Origin of the sequence: Geomonas agri (assembly GCF_020179605.1) — a bacterium.
In the GTDB taxonomy this organism is placed as follows: Bacteria; Desulfobacterota; Desulfuromonadia; order Geobacterales; family Geobacteraceae; genus Geomonas; species Geomonas agri.
The window spans coordinates 1,273,849-1,291,596 of sequence record NZ_JAINZO010000001.1 but is presented as its reverse complement, the minus strand read 5'-3'; the positions used below and the strand labels follow the sequence as shown (position 1 = coordinate 1,291,596).

Annotated in this window: 13 protein-coding genes; 2 read left to right on the top strand and 11 right to left on the bottom strand. The window is 59.0% G+C overall.

Annotated features, from left to right (window positions below):
- Positions 1-650: 650 nt before the first annotated feature.
- Together K7R21_RS05610 and K7R21_RS05605 are read left to right on the top strand one after the other, a co-directional pair.
- On the top strand, positions 651-1,505 hold the full coding sequence (locus tag K7R21_RS05610) for a phosphate/phosphite/phosphonate ABC transporter substrate-binding protein (RefSeq protein WP_224982294.1): 855 nt from the start codon (positions 651-653) through the stop codon (positions 1,503-1,505).
- 13 nt (positions 1,506-1,518) lie between these two features.
- A complete protein-coding gene (locus K7R21_RS05605) occupies positions 1,519-3,783 on the top strand; it encodes an ATP-binding protein (RefSeq protein WP_224982293.1) in 2,265 nt (754 codons plus the stop codon).
- A gap of 52 nt (positions 3,784-3,835) precedes the next feature.
- Here the strand turns inward: K7R21_RS05605 and K7R21_RS05600 are convergent, their stop codons facing one another.
- The 11 genes from K7R21_RS05600 to K7R21_RS05550 all read right to left on the bottom strand — a co-directional run bounded on the left by K7R21_RS05600 (position 3,836) and on the right by K7R21_RS05550 (position 17,745).
- Positions 3,836-4,645 (bottom strand): hypothetical protein, encoded by an 810-nt coding sequence (locus tag K7R21_RS05600; protein WP_224982292.1) that lies wholly within the window; start codon positions 4,643-4,645, stop codon positions 3,836-3,838.
- 39 nt (positions 4,646-4,684) lie between these two features.
- Positions 4,685-5,551 carry a transporter gene (locus tag K7R21_RS05595; protein ID WP_224982291.1) on the bottom strand — a complete coding sequence of 289 codons (867 nt, stop codon included), beginning with the start codon at positions 5,549-5,551 and terminating at the stop codon, positions 4,685-4,687.
- A gap of 31 nt (positions 5,552-5,582) precedes the next feature.
- Positions 5,583-6,107 (bottom strand): DNA-binding protein, encoded by a 525-nt coding sequence (locus K7R21_RS05590; RefSeq protein WP_224982290.1) that lies wholly within the window; start codon positions 6,105-6,107, stop codon positions 5,583-5,585.
- A 350-nt stretch (positions 6,108-6,457) separates the two neighbouring features.
- Positions 6,458-7,807: a sigma-54-dependent transcriptional regulator gene (locus K7R21_RS05585; RefSeq protein ID WP_224982289.1), complete on the bottom strand. Its 1,350-nt coding sequence runs from the start codon at positions 7,805-7,807 to the stop codon at positions 6,458-6,460.
- 18 nt (positions 7,808-7,825) lie between these two features.
- Positions 7,826-9,046: a two-component system sensor histidine kinase NtrB gene (locus tag K7R21_RS05580; RefSeq protein ID WP_224982288.1), complete on the bottom strand. Its 1,221-nt coding sequence runs from the start codon at positions 9,044-9,046 to the stop codon at positions 7,826-7,828.
- 41 nt (positions 9,047-9,087) lie between these two features.
- On the bottom strand, positions 9,088-9,972 hold the full coding sequence (locus tag K7R21_RS05575) for a GerMN domain-containing protein (RefSeq protein ID WP_224982287.1): 885 nt from the start codon (positions 9,970-9,972) through the stop codon (positions 9,088-9,090).
- A gap of 177 nt (positions 9,973-10,149) precedes the next feature.
- A complete protein-coding gene (locus tag K7R21_RS05570; protein ID WP_224982286.1) occupies positions 10,150-10,629 on the bottom strand; it encodes a hypothetical protein in 480 nt (159 codons plus the stop codon).
- A gap of 145 nt (positions 10,630-10,774) precedes the next feature.
- Entirely contained in the window at positions 10,775-13,912 is a 3,138-nt protein-coding gene (locus K7R21_RS05565; RefSeq protein WP_224982285.1) for an efflux RND transporter permease subunit, read from the bottom strand.
- Positions 13,913-13,945: 33 nt separating this feature from the next.
- A complete protein-coding gene (locus K7R21_RS05560; RefSeq protein WP_224982284.1) occupies positions 13,946-15,352 on the bottom strand; it encodes an efflux RND transporter periplasmic adaptor subunit in 1,407 nt (468 codons plus the stop codon).
- 179 nt (positions 15,353-15,531) lie between these two features.
- Positions 15,532-16,809: a TolC family protein gene (locus tag K7R21_RS05555; RefSeq protein WP_224982283.1), complete on the bottom strand. Its 1,278-nt coding sequence runs from the start codon at positions 16,807-16,809 to the stop codon at positions 15,532-15,534.
- A gap of 267 nt (positions 16,810-17,076) precedes the next feature.
- Entirely contained in the window at positions 17,077-17,745 is a 669-nt protein-coding gene (locus K7R21_RS05550; protein WP_224982282.1) for an ABC transporter ATP-binding protein, read from the bottom strand.
- Positions 17,746-17,748 lie beyond the last annotated feature (3 nt).

Here is a 17,748-nt window from a genome sequence, read left to right as displayed (position 1 = left end):
GAATTGCCGCACGCTTTGGCCGCCGGCGTAGAAGGCATGTCAGGTAAGCTGGTACTATCGACGAGCGTGCCGGCCACAAAGCGGAGCAAGCCCGACGTGGGGTTGCTAGTGCGACGTGGATGAACCGGCGATGGGGAGCTCGAACGACGCAGGGTGACTACGCGACAGCTATAAACTAAATGGAGGTGCCGGTGGTTCTTTTGGAGGCGGGTCCCGATTCCTGTTTTGCAGCTACCTCCGACGTTAAAACGCCACTCGGGGCAGAGGGAAGCATTTCCAGGTGTCAAATCGTCCGCACACACGCCTTCAACTTGACATAATATATCTTATGGGACATTTACAAGTGTCACACCCCGCATTGCAACGAGCACCCCGCCGCAAGGCCAGCCCACCAGTCCCGTTCATAATCTCCCCTATCTTTACTTCCTTGCTTTCTTTCGCCACCTGCATTCCTCCTACAGTTACAGACATAACCCGCCGAAGAGACAACGTGTGATGTCATTTCTAGACCAGCGCGACTTTCAGGAGATTTCGTTACCAGCAACTGTTACTGCGTCCCTGTTTCAGGCATAGTATTTCGCCGACCAGTATTCTCCTTCAGTTACAGCTGTACCAGCATCACACAACGCCAATGCTTTGGAGGAATGTGTATGACGTGCTTCAGATTCAGGTTTTTAACTTTTACTTTGGCCATCCTCTTTCTTACTACCCTGCCCTGCTTTGCAGCCGCTATGGACAAAAGCTATACGCTGGCTATTGTCCCAAATCTTCCGGCCGTGACCCTTCATAAAAACTGGACGCCTGTCGCGGAATACCTGAGTCGCGAACTAGGCGTCAAGGTCGAACTGAAACTCTATGACAAGATAACAACCTTCCTGGAGCAGACCCAGGCCGGCGATGCGGACTTCATGTATGCCGCCCCCAACATGTTCTTCCTGGCCTACCAGAAACAGAAATATATCCCATTAGTACGTGGTTCCAATATGTTACGAGGACAAGTCTTCGTGCGTAAGGACTCCCCCTATACCAAGGTTAAAGACCTGGAAGGCAAGACCATCGCCATCGTAGGCCCTAAAAACGTCTGCAGCGTCATCACGCGCCACGCCCTTATCACCGGCCAAAATATCGACTTCAACGTATCTTTCAGCGGCTCCACAATAAATGTCGCCAAAAGCGTCCTGCTCGGGAAGGCAGATGCCGGCGCCACCCTCGACAGCAGCATGATGGAAGATGCGCGCGAAATGCAGAACGAATTCCGGGTCCTCATGCAAACCCCACAGATCCCCCCCCACCCTTTGTCAGCACATCCCAGAGTTCCCAAAAAAGTTCGCGATGCAGTCACGGTCGCACTGCTTAACCTGGACAAGACCGACCAGGGACGCAAGATGCTGGAGGCGGTGAAACTGACCAAACCGGTCAGGGCTGACTACAAGCGCGACTACTCCTTCTTTGCCAATGTTGATTTTGACCGGCTTGAGAAACAGCAGCCCAAACAAGCTAAGTAACCGGACATCTTTGATGATAAAGCGCCTGGAAACAAAGATTATCGTCTCGCTTGCCCTGATCCTTGCGGTCATGATTGCGGTCTACGGCTGGTGGACCGGCAGCAGGCAGCAGTCGGTCTACATCCAGGCCCTGACCGACAACATCCGGGTTCTTTCCCACAGCCACGCCGATGACGCGGCCACTTTCATCGTAACCGAGGAGTACGCGGGACTGGAATCCCACATGATGAACGCGGCCAGCATGCCGGATGTCCTTTCCGTCCAAGTGACCGAGCCCGATGGCCATATCCTTTGCAACATCAAACGCCCGTCGCGTGGCGCACCTCCTAAACTCAGCTACGACACCAAGGTGATAGCAGTACCTAGTAAAACCGAGCCAGTTCTCAGGCGCGAAGGAGACCAACTGGTGAGTTGGGCCCCCATTTTCGCAGGCACCCACCTCGGTTGGGTCAGAATGGCACTGACACTGAAGACCGCAACCCAACTGCAGGAGGCGACTTGGAACAGCAGCCTCCAGATCGGGGCGCTGTGGATCATGGTCGGCACGCTACTGATGATCATGGTGGTAAAGCGCCCGTTGAAGGCGGTAAGGGAGCTAAGCCAGTTTGCCCAGGAACTGCAGGACCGAAAGGGAGCGCAGGTTTCGGTGCGGCGCGGAGTCTACGAGATAGATTTGCTGGCCGATGCGCTGAACCATTCCTCGACCGAGCTGCGCGAGGCGGAGCAACGCCTGCTTGCGGAGCAGGAGCGACTCACCGTCACCCTGCAATCGATCGGCGATGGCGTTATCGCGACGGATACCGGCAACAGGATCATGCTGCTGAACCAGATTGCGGAACAACTGACCGGCTGGCGCGAAGAAGACGCCAAAGGAATGGAACTGGGCCAGGTGTTAAAGCTTGGCAGCGATGCGGAATACGTGGAAGTGATGGCCCAACTAAACTCCGTCCTCACTGCCAGGCGGACACTCGAACTGTCGGGGCAGCACCACCTCCTTTCCAGGAACGGCGCACTGCGCACCGTTACAGCCAACGGGGCCCCCATCATCGACAGTTCGGGGCAGCTGGCGGGCATGGTGCTGGTGATACGAGACATTACCGAGAAGGCCGAGATAGAGGCGGAAAAGCGGGGGCTGGCGCAGCAGTTGGCGCAATCCCAGAAAATGGAGGCCGTGGGCCAGTTGGCGGGCGGCGTTGCGCATGACTTCAACAACATGCTCGGAGTCATTATCGGTCATGCCGAGCTGGCGCTCCTGCGCACCGATACCTCGGCTGAGATGCATGACCGCCTCAATGAGATACTGGACGCCGCCAACCGCTCGGCCGACATCACCAGGCAACTGCTCGCCTTTTCTCGCCAACAGCACGCCGAGCCCAAGGTTCTCGACCTGAACGAGACCATCGCCCGGATGCTCAAGATGCTGCATCGCCTGATCGGGGAAGACATCGACCTATCCTGGTCGCCCGGCTTCAACGTCAGCAAGATCCGCATCGACCCATCACAACTGGACCAGGTCATGGCGAACCTATGCGTCAACGCGCGCGACGCAATCGCCGGGGTCGGCAAGATAGAAATCGATACCCAAAACGTCACGCTCGATATGCACGACCAGGCGCGAATGGCCGACCTCACCCCGGGAGACTACGTGATGCTGGTGGTATCTGACAGCGGCCGCGGCATGACCCGGGAGGTAATGGACCGTATCTTCGAGCCCTTTTACACGACAAAAGAATTCGGGCGCGGCACCGGGCTCGGCCTCGCCACGGTGTTCGGCATCGTCAAGCAGAACAGCGGTAATATCGAGGTCGCCAGCGAGCCCGGCCACGGTGCGACCTTCCGGATCTACCTGCCGGCCGTACACGAGGACGCCAAGGAATCGACACGGGAGAGGGAAAGGCCTGCCGGAGGAACGGAGAGCATACTGTTGGTCGAGGACGAGCCGGCCATTATGGAGATAGGAACGACCATCCTGTCCCAGTTGGGCTACACCGTCTATGCGGCAGGCTCACCGGAAAAGGCGATCGCTATCGCGGCCGACCGCAGCAAGGATATCGATCTGCTCCTAACCGACATCATCATGCCCGGCATGAACGGCCGTGACCTCTCCGAGCGGCTGTCGCAAACCCGGCCCGAGCTGAAGTGCCTGTTCATGTCGGGTTACACCGCCGATGTCATCGCGGAGAGGGGGAAGGTGGACGAGGACATGTGTTTCCTGCAAAAACCATTCACCATGCAGACGCTTGCGGCCAAGGTGCGAGAGGTCTTAGACGAAACGTGAAATGCAAGAGCGGCATCCCCCACTTCTCCGGAGGATGCCGCTTTTGAATCTCCTATTGGCCCATCATCCCCCCGCTCCCCATCATGCCGCCGAAGTAGGAAGACATGTTGTGGAACGGTTGCCCGATCATGATGGTGTTGAGGTCCGAGGACATCTGGTTCATCAACTGCGTCATCTGCGCGTCCGTGTTGGCGGCCCGCACCGAAGACATGTTGCTGAACATGGCCCCCATCATGCCGCGGTAACGGTTGACGTCCACCACGGTGTCACTGCCCGGCTGGTACACCAGCCCCATCTGCCCCCCCATGAGGGTCGCCATATTCTGGGCGGTTTGGTGCAGCGCCGTATTCTGCCCTGCCATGTAGTCGCCCATCATGTCAGCATCCTGAGCAAGGTGCAGCTTGAGCCGCAACTGGTCCATGGCCTGGGTCATGGTGTAGTTGCCGGTCTCCATCATCTCGCGGACCTGGGTCGTGATAGGGCTGATGAAGTTGCTGCTCACGGTCCCGGAAACGCTGTCCTTGGGCAGGCTCATCAGGTAACTGTGTGCCACGGCAAGGCCGGTATCGTGGTCGATGGTGACGTCCTTGACGGCCAGGGCGACGATCGGGTATTTGCCTACATCGGCAGGATCCACGGTAAGCGTATAGGCGCCATTGGCGTCGCTCTGGGTGTTGGGCTCGCCTGCATCGAGACGATAGTTGTTGTTCTTGTCGAGGAAGACGGTTGCCTTCTCCAGGTATCCGTCCGCCACCTTACCGGCAACCGTGGCCGAGGTGGACGAGGAGCCGCCACCACCGCACCCCGCCAGCAGACCAAGCCCCACAACTGCTGCCACTGCCGCGATAATTTCCTTTTTCATGGTAATGCCCCCTATTTAGATTGTCGTAATCGTGTATGTTCAGAAATCGTAACTGACCGCTATGCCACTACCGTAGTCGGCACTGCTGCGGGTCCATCCTTTACTTACGTACCCTTCGATGCTGGTCCGGCTGGTAACCAGGTACTTCAACTTGAGGCGTGTTTCTACAAGCTCGCTGGCCCCCTCGATGGGCGCCGTCGAAGTTTTCACCACCAGCATGGGGAGCAGAGCATCCGTAACCGCGTAACCAGCGCCCGCATTGAAGCTGAAGTAATCCTTCAGGGGCAGCACTGACGAATGCCCCTGAAAGGTATAGCCCGCCTCGGCGAAGGTGTACCACCGGTCGATCTGCTTGAACAGTTCGACGGCACCTCCTTCGTCGAAGGCCCCGGTGCCCAGCGCCTGGTTCTTGTCCCCTGTCGGGAACTTAACGAAAAGGTAGGGACGGACTCTCGGCATCAGTTCGCCTTCCGGCACCAGGACGTAACCGGCCTTTGCGGTAATGTCACCCAGGCCGCTCGCGGATTTGCCGTAGTTGTCCGGGGTGGCGGAGGACATCGAGCCGCTGCCGCCATGGCCACCATTCATCGCAGCCACCTCTTTTTGCATCCCGGCCATTTGTCCGCCCGAGCCGAGGATGACGCCGGTGTTCACCGCCGAGTTGCTCTGGTAGACATAGGGTATTTCCAGTGAAAACCCAAGCCGCTCGGTGGCTGCCAGCGCCAAGGTGAACGGAAGGTAGATGGACTGGGTCTTTGTGCTCGTGCCGTAATCCCCAGAGGCGAACTCGAACCCCATGGAGGCTGAGAGCGTCGGCCCCTCGGCCCGGACCTGCCCGGGCAGCAGCAAACATCCCGCCAGAGCAAAAAAGCCCAATACCTTGCGATCAATCCCTTTTTTGAACATCGTCACCTCGTAGTACGCCCGGCTCAAGGCACTAACGCCTCATGCCGCCGCCCATCATGCCGCCGCCACGCATGAAACCGCCGCCCATGCCGGAACCGAACCGGTTGTCCTGCGAGCGCATGCCGGCCCCGGTTCCCTTGCTCGACCATGCCGGATCGCCGCTCTCGCTGCGCAGTTCTACAGCGGCTCCCGTGGTCTTGTTCACCAACTTCTGTGTCAGCAGGTAATTCTTTCCATCAAGCCCCTGCGCCTTGGCGCCTTTGGCACTGACCTCATCGCTTACCCGTACCGCTATCCCGCTTTTGCGCCAATACGATCCTGGTCCGACGCTCAGGTTCACCGGACCCGATGCGGTCTGCACCTCAAGGATGTACTGCTCGTTTTCCACCTGGTGCGGCGCGGCGGTGACTCGACCGGACACGTTTCCCACGGTGTTGAGGTCGTAGCCACGGTTGAAGTCAAGGCCGCTTTTTCCCTTGTCATCCGAGCCGAAACCGAGAAAGCCCGCGGAAGCATCCCCGATCCACAGCCCGTTCAAGAGCAAAACAATAATCATCACAACAAGTCGCCCACCCGCCATAACAATTCACCGTCCTTCCGGTTGTCACCACATCGGATGCAACATGCAGCACCCGGTCAGCAGCGCGAATCCCGCCACTATCAAAACCATCGCCAATACTTTCATCGCTCCCCCACTTCTCGGGTCACAGTTCACCGAACAACGCTCCGTTTCCAAAACCTCAACCTCCTTTTCGTAGTGCCGACGGTAGAGGTTTATCACGGTTCGTGCCAATCGTGGTGTACTGCATAATGCACCGAAATAGCGTTGAATGGGGAAATCGATGTGAGGCTAGGACAGCGTCTGTTGTGCAATTCTTTGCACCGCCACAGGCGTCCTTGCACCACTTATCCCTCGTCGAGAAAGCCGTACTCCTTGAGCTTGTACTGCAATGACCGGCGGGAAATACCGAGTTCCTCCGCGGCGAGGCGGCGGTTGCCCCCATGTTTCGCGATGGCCCGTGCAATCAGGTCGCGTTCCGCCCCCTTCAGGCAATCCCTGCTGCCCATTTGTCCGGCTTGAGCGACAGAGACGATCTCGTCCGGGAGCGTTCCCGCTCGGACCAGGTCCCTGGACAGGATCACCGCCCGTTCCATCACGTTTTGCAGTTCCCGGACATTACCGGGCCAAGGGTACCGGCGTAGCGCGGCGACCGCGTCATGCTCAATTCCCTTAAGCGTCTTGCCGAGTTGAGAACTAAAGCGTCGCACGAAGTATTCGGCCAAAAGATCTATAGCATCGATTCTTTCGCGAAGCGCGGGAAGTCGAAGCGGGAAGACGTTGAGCCGGTAATACAGGTCTTCACGGAAACGCCGCTGATCAACTTCCTCGCGCAGGTTCCTGTTGGTGGCCGCAATGATGCGGACGTCCGCCTTCATCTCCCGGGTCCCCCCCACCCTCTCAAAGGCGCGCTCCTGAATCACGCGCAGCAGCTTCGCCTGGAGCGGAAGGGGCATTTCACCGATCTCGTCGAGGAAGATGGTGCCCCCCTTGGCGAGCTCGAATTTCCCCTGGCGCGCCTGGATGGCGCCGGTGAAGGCACCCTTCTCGTGACCGAACAGTTCGCTCTCCAGGAGGTTTTCCGGAATGGCGGCACAGTTTATGGCGACAAACGCGCCCTTGCTTCTCTGGCTCATCAGGTGAATGGTCCGGGCGACCAACTCCTTGCCGGTGCCGCTCTCGCCGAAGATGAGGACGTTTGCCATGGTGGCAGCCACGTCCCCGACCAATTGCCGCACGGCGCGCATCGCATCACCGGCAAAAAGAAGCTCCTCAGGCGGCAACCCGGCAGCCTCGGACTCCTTCAAAGACAGGTACTCGCGGGTCCGCCCCTGTGCCTCGATGGTCCGCTGCACCAGCGTGATCAAGGCCTGCGGATCCTTCAGGGGCTTGGTCAGGAAATCCACCGCCCCGTCTTTGATGGCGCCAACGGCCTCGTCGACGGTGCCAAAGGCGGTGAGGAAGATGAACGGAGGTGCGCCCGGGTCCGGTCTCGTCTCCCGAAACAGCTCCAGACCGCTCTTTCCTGGCAGCTTCAGGTCGGAAACCACGACGTCAAAGGCGGTCTGACGCAACAGGCGCAGTGCCTTGACGCCGTCGGCCGCGGTCTGCACCTGGTATCCCTCGTCCTGCAAAATGGTTTGTATTAAGGCACGAAAGGTATCGTCATCCTCGACAACCAGCACAGTTCCGTTCATTTCAGCTCCTCAATCCCGTCAGCGTGCACGGGGCAGGACCATCGTCACCACGGTCCCCTCCCCTGCCCTGCTTTTCAGCGTAATCCTGCCACCGTTTGCCTCGACTATTTTCTTGCACAGGGCGAGCCCCAGCCCGGTTCCCCTGGTTTTGGTGGTGAAAAAAGGCTCGAAAACGAGCGGGAGATGCTCATCGGCTATGCCGTGCCCGTTATCCTCAATCCTGATGACGACGTTTCTGCCAGATCGTGACGCAACCACGCGGAGTTCACCTCCCTGGGCCATGGCCTGAAGGGCATTATGGACAAGGTTCAACAACGCCTGTTCGATCCTGTCCCTGTTGCCACGCACCAGCAGATCTGCCGGGCAGCTCCAGGTGATGCCCACATGACCGTAGCCGGCATCGGGTCCATGAAGGGAAACGACGTGTTCGACAAGGGGGGCAAGGGGAAAATCTGCCACCGTGTCGGGTTCGTTGGCGGCATAGAGCAACAGATCGTTGACCAGACTTTCCAGGCGGACAGCCTCGGTGACGATGCTCTCGGCGAAAGCTCCGTTGCGTAACTCCTGCGGTTTCGCAGCGATAACCTGGGCGAATCCCTTGATTCCCGCCAGAGGGTTCCGAATCTCGTGGGCGAGCACGGCTCCCATTTCCCCCAGTTTCGCCAACGCCTCCCGGCGCGCCAGTTCCTCCTCGTGACGCTCCTGGCGCCGCGCATATCGCGCCAACCCCAGGCTCAACAGCCACCCGATGCCGACCAAGGCAACCACGATGGTCATATTGAGCCTGGCACGGCGTGTCACCGCGTCAGCGCGGAACGTGTGCAGGGTGAGCACCAGGAGAAGCGGCTCTCCGGCCACGGTCACCGGCGAGGCGAACTGGTAGGCACGCTCACCGGTGCCGAGGACGACACGAGTCTCGGACCTGTCGAATAACACCTGCTCCTTGGCGGCCCTATGATCAACGGCAGTTCCGACGAGGTCACGGTTGGAATGGAAGCGGTAGACACCCCGGCCGTCGACGAGGGCGAAGTAGGCTACATCAGCGGGATGGAAAGAATGCAGTGTCTCTAAGGAGGGATCGTTGGCAGCAAGTTTTTCTATGGCGGTGGTGAGCGACAGCGCGAGCCCACGCAGGTTTTCCCTGGCTATGGGCCCGGCCTCGCGATAGTCGTAGACGGCGAACCAGAGCAGACAACAAGTTACTGCGACGCCGAGCAGCAATATGGCTTTCTTGAACATACGCTTTCTACACCCCGCCTGTCACCACCCCTGGACTTCGATCAATGTTCCCTTATCTCGAGAGCGACGCCGACATCACCCGAGGCGCTACGCCCCAGCTTATCGGTAACCTTCCAATGAACCTTCACCTGCGTGCCGGCCTGGTACGGCAGCGGCTTTTTTGCCTTTAAGACCCCTGCCATGTCGAACACCGACTGATAGACGTCCCCGTCAATCTTCCCCCCATCGGCTGCGGACAGCGTGAGTTCCTTGATGTCCACCGGGCGATCGAAGAAGGCGTCGATCTCCTCGACGTTGGCGGCACCCTTTTCCTTCATGCCGACCACACCCAAAAGCCTCGGCGGTGCGAGGGGAAGCACGGCACTTTCATCGGCTTTCACGACCAGTTTCTCAAGCGGACTTTCCGCCCCCTCGACCTTAATGACGACCTTGGTCACTCCGGTAAACTGGCTCAACGTTAGGACCACGGCATTCACCACTGCCTGCTGTTGCTGTTCCTTGATCGAATTTACTTCCTTGCTGAAATTGACGGTGACCGTGCCGGCGGCTTGAGAGACATCAAGGACGCGGCTGCCGACCGGAAACGGCTGAACCAGTTCGCCCTGATATGCTTTCTGGTCACCCATACCCGCCATCAATTTGCCAAGAGCCACCTTCTTGAGACTCGCCTCGTCAAAGGTGAAGAACGGGAAAGGCAGCACTTTGCCCACTTCCTTGGCGGAAGGGAAATAGATAACGAAGCCGTAGCAGGTGCCCTTGTCCACCGGCGGCACCGGGCCGAAGTACTTTACGAAGGAGGCCGTGGCATTCACCCTCCCCTTCGCTTCGGCAGGCGGTTCCTGGCGGGACGTGCACCCTACAAATAAGGCAAGGAGAAGAAAGAGGGACACGGTGCGAAAGGTGCGGATGAGAGTATCTGTGGTCATGGTAAGTATCCTCTAAGATATTTTAGAGAAAAACGCCAGTCGATAATTCTTATAGTTCGACAACTTATACTTAAAAAACGAACTATGCGAGACGGCAATTGCTGAAGAGGACTGGAGAACGCAGGAGGGGAAGGGAAAACCAGGACGGCTCCGCTTACGGAGCCGCCCCTGTCTGAACTACTTAACGGTGTACCAGAACTTGGAGGTGCGCACCTGGCCGTCTTTCAGCTTGAACTTGCACATCACGCCGTACTTGCCCTTCTTGGAGAGGTCGAAGTCGGCGCCGAAGTGGCCCTGCATGCCCATCAGGTCCTTGGTCTGCTCGGATTTGTCCGGGCCCTGGACCTTCGCTTTCACTTCGCCTTCGGTAAGCGGCTTGCCGGTCTTGGCGTCCTTGAACTCGACTGCAATGTGGTGGGTCTCTTTCATCCCCTTGGGCAGTTCCATCTTCATGGCGGCCATGTGCTCTTTCATGCTCATAACCTTGAAGGTGGCCTTGACGCCGTTGACAACTTCCTGGTGAGCGACGCCACCCATATCATGGTCCATCTTCATATCGCCGTGCCCCATGTCCATGGAACCGTGGTCCATAGCATAGGAAGCAAACGGTGCAGACAGAGCGAGTGCGGCGGCAGCCAGAACGACGAGTTTCTTCATGGTAGTTCTCCTTTTGCGTGAAAAATAATCTGTTATTGACTAAGCACGCGGTGTGCCAAGAGCTAAAGTGCCGTTTCAGCGTGGTTTCACGGCACCACGAGAGAGTGTCGTGAGGAATATTCTACTGCGGCAGTAGCATATTCGCCTAATGCTTCATCCCCGAGTACTTCAGTTTGCCTTTCTTCAGGTCGTGCTTTTTCATCAGCACGAAGATGACCGGCGTCATGATCAGCACGTGCACCGCGGACGAAATCATACCGCCAATCATGGGCGCCGCGATCGGCTTCATCACGTCTGCGCCGGTTCCCGTGGACCACATGATGGGTACCAGGCCGAGCAGGGCCACCGCCACCGTCATCAACTTGGGACGAAGCCTGAGCACTGCCCCTTCGAAGGTGGCGTCGTAGATATCCTGCTCGGTTACCGGCCCCTTCAAGAGTTTCCGGTCCAGCGCCTCGTGCAGGTAGATGACCATCACCACGCCGGTTTCAACCGCGATGCCGTAGAGGGCGATGAAGCCGACCCAGACCGCAACCGACATGTTGTAGCCGAGCAGTTTCACCAGGTACACCCCGCCCACCAGCGCAAACGGCACCGAGAGCATGACCATGCTCGCCTCGAGCGCCGAGTGGAAGGTGAAGTAGAGCAGGATGAAGATGATCAGGATCCCGGCAGGAACGAGCATCTGCAGACGCGCCTTGGCTCGCACCTGGTTCTCCCATTGTCCGGACCAAGCGACATAGTAGCCCGGAGGAAGCTTCATCTGTTTCTCAAGCACGGTCTTCGCCTCGTTGACGAAACCGCCCATGTCACGGCCGCGCACGTTGAGGAAGACGATGGAGCGCAACAGGCCGCCTTCGCTGTTGATCTCCGGCGCGCCGGTGGACACCTTCAGCTTGGTCACCAGCGACAGCGGCACCTGCGCCCCATCCATGCCGGAGACGAGGATACGCTGGATGGACGGGATGTCGCTGCGCATCTCGCGCATGTAGCGTAGGCGGATCGGGAAGCGGTTGCGCCCCTCGACAGAAGTGGAAAGCATCTCGCCGCCCAGGGCCGTGGAAATGACATCCTCGATGTCCCCAACGGAAACGCCGTAGCGCGCCGCGGCCTCGCGGTCGATGTCGATGTCGATGTAGTTGCCGCCGGTGACGCGTTCAGCAACCACGTCCGCCGCCCCTGGCACCGTCTTCAGGATCCCCTCGGCCTGTACCGCAAGGTCCTTCAGGACGTTCAGGTCGGAGCCGAAGATCTTGACACCTAGGTCGGTGCGCACGCCGGTGGAGAGCATGTTGATGCGGTTGATAATCGGCTGGGTCCAGCCGTTACGGACGCCGATCTGCTGCAGCTTGCCGTCCAGTTCGGAAACGATGTCGGCCTTGGTGACGCCGGGGCGCCACTGCTCCTTGGGCTTCAGGATGATGATGCTCTCGAACATGGAGACCGGCGCCGGGTCGGTGGAGGTCTCGGCACGGCCGACCTTGCCCAGCACGTGCTGAACCTCCGGTACGCTCTTGATCACGGTGTCCTGCACCTGGATCAGGCGCTTGGCCTCGTTGATGGAGATATTGGGGAGCGTGACGGGCATATAGAGCAGCGATCCCTCGTCCAATGGCGGCATGAACTCGCTGCCGATGCTCATGAACATCGGGATGGCGATGGCAAGTGCCAGGACGTTGAGCGCAATGGTCGTCTTCTTCCACTTGAGCACCCACCGGATGATGGGCGAGTAGAGCTTGATGAAGAAGCTCGACACCGGGTTCGAGCTCTCCGGCGGCATCTTGCCGCGCATCAGGAAGTACATCAGCACCGGGACCAGCGTGATGGCGATGAAGGCCGATCCCATCATCGAGAAGGTCTTGGTGAAGGCGAGCGGGTGGAACATCTTCCCTTCCTGCCCTTCGAGCAGGAACACCGGCACGAAGGAGAGGATGATGATGGCCAGCGAGAAGAAGATGGCGCGCCCGACTTGCTTGGCTGAAGTGATGATCACGTCCAGGCGCTTCTCTTTTCGCTCCTCGGGTGGCATCTCGGACAGGTGGCGGTAGCAGTTCTCCACCATGATGACGCCGGCGTCGACCAGCACGCCAATGGCGATGGCGATGCCGCCCAACGACATGATGTTCGAAGTGACCCCCATCAGCTTCATGGTGATGAAGGAGATGAGCACCGCGATGGGGAGCGTCAGCACGATGACCAGGGCACTCTGGAAGTGAAGCAGGAACACCAGGATGACCAGCGACACCACGATCGATTCCTCGATCAGCGAGTGTTTGAGCGTGTGGATGGCGCGCTCGATCAGGTCGCTGCGATCATAAGAGACCATGATCTTGACACCTGGCGGAAGCCCCTTCTCCAGGGAGACGATCTTCTCCTTGACCCGGTCGATGACGTCCTTCGCGTTCTCACCGTAGCGCATGACCACGATGCCGCCCACGGCCTCGCCCTGCCCGTTCATATCAAGCATGCCGCGCCGGATGGCGCCGCCCAATTGCACCGTGCCGAGGTTTTTGACGTAGATGGGTGTGCCGCGCATGTCGGCGCCGACCACGATGTTCTCCAGGTCGGCAGTGGACTTCACGTAGCCGCGGCCGCGGATCAGGTACTCGGCATCGGCCTGCTCCAGGAGCCTGCCGCCTACGTCATTGTTGGACTTCTTGATGGCGTCGGCAACCTGGTTTACCTTGATGTTGTAGGCAAAGAGGCGGTTGGGGTCGAGATCGACCTGGTACTCGCGCACGAATCCGCCGATGGAGGCGACCTCAGCCACGCCGGGGACAGTGTTCAGCTGGTAGCGCACGAACCAGTCCTGCAGGGTCCTCAACTGCTCAAGGTCGTACCCTTTCCCTTCCAGCGTGTACCAGAATACGTGGCCGACACCGGTGCCGTCGGGACCGAGGGTCGGGACCACGCCCTGCGGCAACAGGCTGGCGGCGTAGTTCAGCCGCTCAAGGACGCGGGTCCTGGCCCAGTAGATGTCCGCCTTGTCCTCGAAGATCACGTAGATCATGGAGAAGCCGAAGGCGGAGGAGGCGCGCACTGCGCGCACCTGCGGCAGGCCCTGCAGGTTGACCGCCAGCGGGTAGGTGACCTGGTCCTCGACCACCTGCGGCGACCGGCCCGGGTAATCGGTGAAGACGATGACCTGGTTGTCGGAGAGATCCGGTATCGCGTCGACCGGCGTCTTGTAGACCGCCCAGACGCCCCATGCGATCAGCAGGGCGAACATCATCAGCACTATCACCCGGTTGCGGGCGGAATATTCGATGATCTTTTCAATCATGTAAAACCTCAGTGCTCATAGTAATTCCAACAACTACATCTTCATGTCGCCCATATCCATGCCGCCGCCCTTCTTGGGCGCGGCGGGTGCGGCCGGGGCACCGTGGCCCTGGTGCTCCCCTGCGGATCCCGGTGCCGCCGGTGCGGCCGGAGTTGCGGCTCCGCCGGCATGACCTTCGTGGCCGCCGCCACCGCTGCCGCCGGAGAGCTGCGCTTCGGAATCAATCAGGTAGCCGCCGGAAGCCGCCACCTTGTCACCCTGTTTCAAGCCGGACAGGATTTGCACCTTGTCCCCCACGCGGGCGCCGGCCTGCACGTCATGCGGCTCGAACATGCCCGGCTGGGATTCCACCCAGACCACCTGGCGCTTACCGGTGTCCATGAGCGCGGTGGTCGGTACGACAAGGGCTTTGCCAAGCGGCGCCTTTATGGAGGCGTTGACGAACATGTCCGGCTTCAGCTTGAGGCCCGGGTTTGCCATCTCCACCCTGACTTTGACGGTGCGGGTCTTGGGATCGAGGAAGGGATAGATGAAGGAGACGCGCCCGGAGAAAGTCTTGCCGGGATAGGACTGGGAGACGATCTCCACCCGTTGTCCCATCTTCACGAAACTGAACTCGTTCTCATACACCTCGACGTCTACCCAGACAGTGGAGAGGTCGGCGATGTTGAAGAGCGGGTCGCCCATGTTCACGTACTGCCCTTCCTGGACCACCTTTTCGATCACAACGCCAGATAAGGGCGTATAGATGGGGAGCTTGATGTTGGGATGCCCCGCCTTCTCCAGGCCGGCGATCTGCTCGTCCTTGACGCCGAGGAGTTTCAGCCTCTGGCGCGCCGAGGCCACCAGTCCCTCGCCTCCTTGAGAGATGGCTTCAATGCTCGATTTCTTGAACTGGTCGCGGCTTCTCAGCGCCAGCAGGTATTCCTGCTGCGCGGCAACTAGGTCCGGCGAGTAGATTTCAGCCACCGGCCTACCTTTGGAGACGAAAGCGCCCACGGTGCTCACGTTCAACTTGTCGATACGCCCGGCGACCCAGGCGGTCACCTTGGCCTGCTTGGACTGGTCGTACTGCACGATGCCGACGGCGTTGATCTCCTTGGAAAGCGGCTCGTAATCGGCCGGTACCGTGGCGACGTTGGCCATGACCGACTGAGTCGGCGACAGTGAAACGTGCCCGAGCATCTTCTGTTCCTGGGCGCTCGCCTGGGTCGCTTCGACCTTCTTGATCAGCTGCATCCCGCAGATGGGACAGGTTCCCGGCTTGTCCTTGATAATAAAAGGGTGCATGGCGCAGGTGTACAGGACCTGTCCCTGGGCCGCCTTCTCCTTGCCGGCCGGGGCCTGGTGCTTCTGCTGGTACAGGTAGTATCCGCCACCGGCAGCCGCCGCTACCAGGACCAGGATAATGGGGACTGCAACCTTCACGCTTTTGTTCATGAGTAAGTACCTCGCGGGGTAGTAATTAATATCGGGGGCCTAGGCTCAATCAGCACAGGCCAGATTACAAGCTCCTGCGTAGCCACGTCCCCTCCCCCGGAGGGGGAGGGACAGGGAGGGGGATGCTTCATCTCGAAACCAGCCCCCCTCCCAACCTCCCCCCTCCGGGGGGAGGAGCGTTACTGCAGGTCCTTGCCCACCAGCGCTTCGAGCTGGGCCAGCTTCATCTGGTAATCCGCCATCGAGTCGTAGTATTCGCGCTCGTAATTGAACAGGGTGACTCGGTTATCCAGCAGGGTGAGGAAGTCCACCTTGCTGACCCGGTAGCCGATTACCGCCGACTCCAGCGACTGCTCCGCCTGCGGGATGATGCCGGTGGTGTAGAGGTCGATCAGCTTCCTGCGCCGTTCCATCTGCGCCAGGAGGTCGTTCACCCCGGAGGAGATGGTGTTGCGCGCGCCGTTCAACTCCTCGCTGGCCATGTTGATCTCAGAGGAGGACTCGGCCCGCATCGCGGCACGACGCTCCTTCTGAATGGGAAGGTTGAAAGTGACGCCCAGCGAGTACATATCGGCGCCATCGCTCCCCATGGCCTTCTGGCGCTGCATGTATTCGAAGGAGACGTTGAAGTCCGGGTAGGATTCCTTCTGCGCCAGCAGGTGACCCGCCCGCCCCTTCTCGATCTGGGCCTTGACCGCTTTGAGTTGCGGCCGGTTCTCCTCGGCCATATCCACCAGCTGTTCCGGGGTGTAGGCAAAAGGTGCCAGCTTGAAATCGGGGACGGCACCGACCTTGGTACTCTGGGGGCGGTTCAGCAGCGAGTTGAGGCTCACCTCGAGGCTTCTGCGCTGCTGCTCCAGGGAGATCTTCATGTCCAGCATCTTGGAGCGTTCCAGAAGCGCCTTGTAGATATCCTGCTGCGCACCCTGCCCGACGGAGTACTTGGTCTGGGCCAGGGTGATGAAGTCGTCCAGGATCTTGATGTTCTTATCGATGATGCCCAGGGACTTATCGGTGAAGTAGACCTGGAAGTACGCCTCGCGAACCATCCTGGTCAGTTCGAATTTGCGCTCTTCCACGCTCCAGCGGTAGGTCTCAGCCTCAGCCGATGCGATGTCCTCCTTGAGCTTGCGCTTGCCGGCGAACGGGATCAACTGGCTGATGCCAACCACCTTCTGGGTCATCGAGTCCTTGTTGAAGCTCAGCGGATCGGTAACGATCATGTTCTGCAGTTTCAGCATCAGCATCGGGTCTTCTAGTGCACCCGCCTGCTTGATGCGGCTCTTGTACATCTCCCAGCGCGCCGATGTGGACTTCAGTTCCGGGTTGTTGGCCAGGGCAGTCTGCACGAGCTGATCGAGGTTTTCCGTGGCGGGCTTAGCGTCTTCGGCGAGGGCCGCAGGCGCGGTCATCAGGATGGACAACAACAGGTACAAGGGGAAAAGCCGGTATTTCATGGTGACTCCAGAAACTTGGCAGTAGCTTTCACAACTTAAATACACGTTTCGTGCCCGAGTTATAAATATACGTTTTATAAAGGTTCTCAAAACTCAACCTGACAGCAAGGCGAAGGATATTCGGCACTTACCGTGGAATATTATACACACTTCGGCACGTTTTGCTGTTTACTTGAATACTCGGCACAAAAAGAAAGATCTGAAGAACACTACGAAAAACCTTAGTGTTCTCCAGATCTTCTCCACTTATGACAGAGATGCGGGGATCTACGCGCTGATCAAACCATCCTTGAGATGAATGGTCCGATCCGAATAAGCACCGTTGTCCGGGTTATGAGTAACCATCACCACCGTCTGCCCCGCTTCATTCAGTTGCCTGAAAAGCGCCATGACTTCCTCGCTGGTCTTGGAGTCAAGGTTTCCCGTCGGCTCGTCCGCGAGCAGGATGTGCGGGTTGTTGACGATGGCACGCGCGATGGCGACGCGCTCCTGCTCGCCGCCGGAGAGCTGGTTGGGGAGCCGGTCAGTCTTTGCTCCCAGGCCTACACGCTCCAGCGCCTGGCGCGCCGCTTCTTTTTTGGCCGCAGTGCTCATCTTGACGATAGCCAGCGGCAGCATGACGTTCTCGAGTGCAGTCAAGTACTGGATCAGGTGGAAGGACTGGAAAACGAAGCCGAGGTTCTGCGCCCTGAAGTCTGCCAACTCCTCGCTTTTCAACTGGTACAGCTTTACCCCGGCCATCTCTACTTCACCGCTGGTGGGATGGTTCATCCCGCCCAGGACGGAAAGGAGCGTACTCTTGCCGGAACCGGACTGCCCCATGATGGTGATGAACTCTCCAGCCTCGATAGATATATCCACCCCGCGCAGCGCCTCGACCAGGTCGGAGCCGGTCTGGTACTGCTTCTTAACGTTTTTCATCTCTATGATCGCCATGTC

Bases quoted from the DNA above. Each gene is read 5' to 3' on its own strand.
- K7R21_RS05590 (WP_224982290.1), bottom strand. From the start codon at position 6,107: ATGATTATTGTTTTGCTCTTGAACGGGCTGTGGATCGGGGATGCTTCC.
- K7R21_RS05550 (WP_224982282.1), bottom strand. From the start codon at position 17,745: ATGGCGATCATAGAGATGAAAAACGTTAAGAAGCAGTACCAGACCGGC.
- K7R21_RS05600 (WP_224982292.1), bottom strand. From the start codon at position 4,645: ATGAAAAAGGAAATTATCGCGGCAGTGGCAGCAGTTGTGGGGCTTGGT.
- K7R21_RS05610 (WP_224982294.1), top strand. From the start codon at position 651: ATGACGTGCTTCAGATTCAGGTTTTTAACTTTTACTTTGGCCATCCTC.
- K7R21_RS05585 (WP_224982289.1), bottom strand. From the start codon at position 7,807: ATGAACGGAACTGTGCTGGTTGTCGAGGATGACGATACCTTTCGTGCC.
- K7R21_RS05605 (WP_224982293.1), top strand. From the start codon at position 1,519: ATGATAAAGCGCCTGGAAACAAAGATTATCGTCTCGCTTGCCCTGATC.
- K7R21_RS05560 (WP_224982284.1), bottom strand. From the start codon at position 15,352: ATGAACAAAAGCGTGAAGGTTGCAGTCCCCATTATCCTGGTCCTGGTA.
- K7R21_RS05555 (WP_224982283.1), bottom strand. From the start codon at position 16,809: ATGAAATACCGGCTTTTCCCCTTGTACCTGTTGTTGTCCATCCTGATG.
- K7R21_RS05580 (WP_224982288.1), bottom strand. From the start codon at position 9,046: ATGTTCAAGAAAGCCATATTGCTGCTCGGCGTCGCAGTAACTTGTTGT.
- K7R21_RS05575 (WP_224982287.1), bottom strand. From the start codon at position 9,972: ATGACCACAGATACTCTCATCCGCACCTTTCGCACCGTGTCCCTCTTT.
- K7R21_RS05595 (WP_224982291.1), bottom strand. From the start codon at position 5,551: ATGTTCAAAAAAGGGATTGATCGCAAGGTATTGGGCTTTTTTGCTCTG.
- K7R21_RS05565 (WP_224982285.1), bottom strand. From the start codon at position 13,912: ATGATTGAAAAGATCATCGAATATTCCGCCCGCAACCGGGTGATAGTG.
- K7R21_RS05570 (WP_224982286.1), bottom strand. From the start codon at position 10,629: ATGAAGAAACTCGTCGTTCTGGCTGCCGCCGCACTCGCTCTGTCTGCA.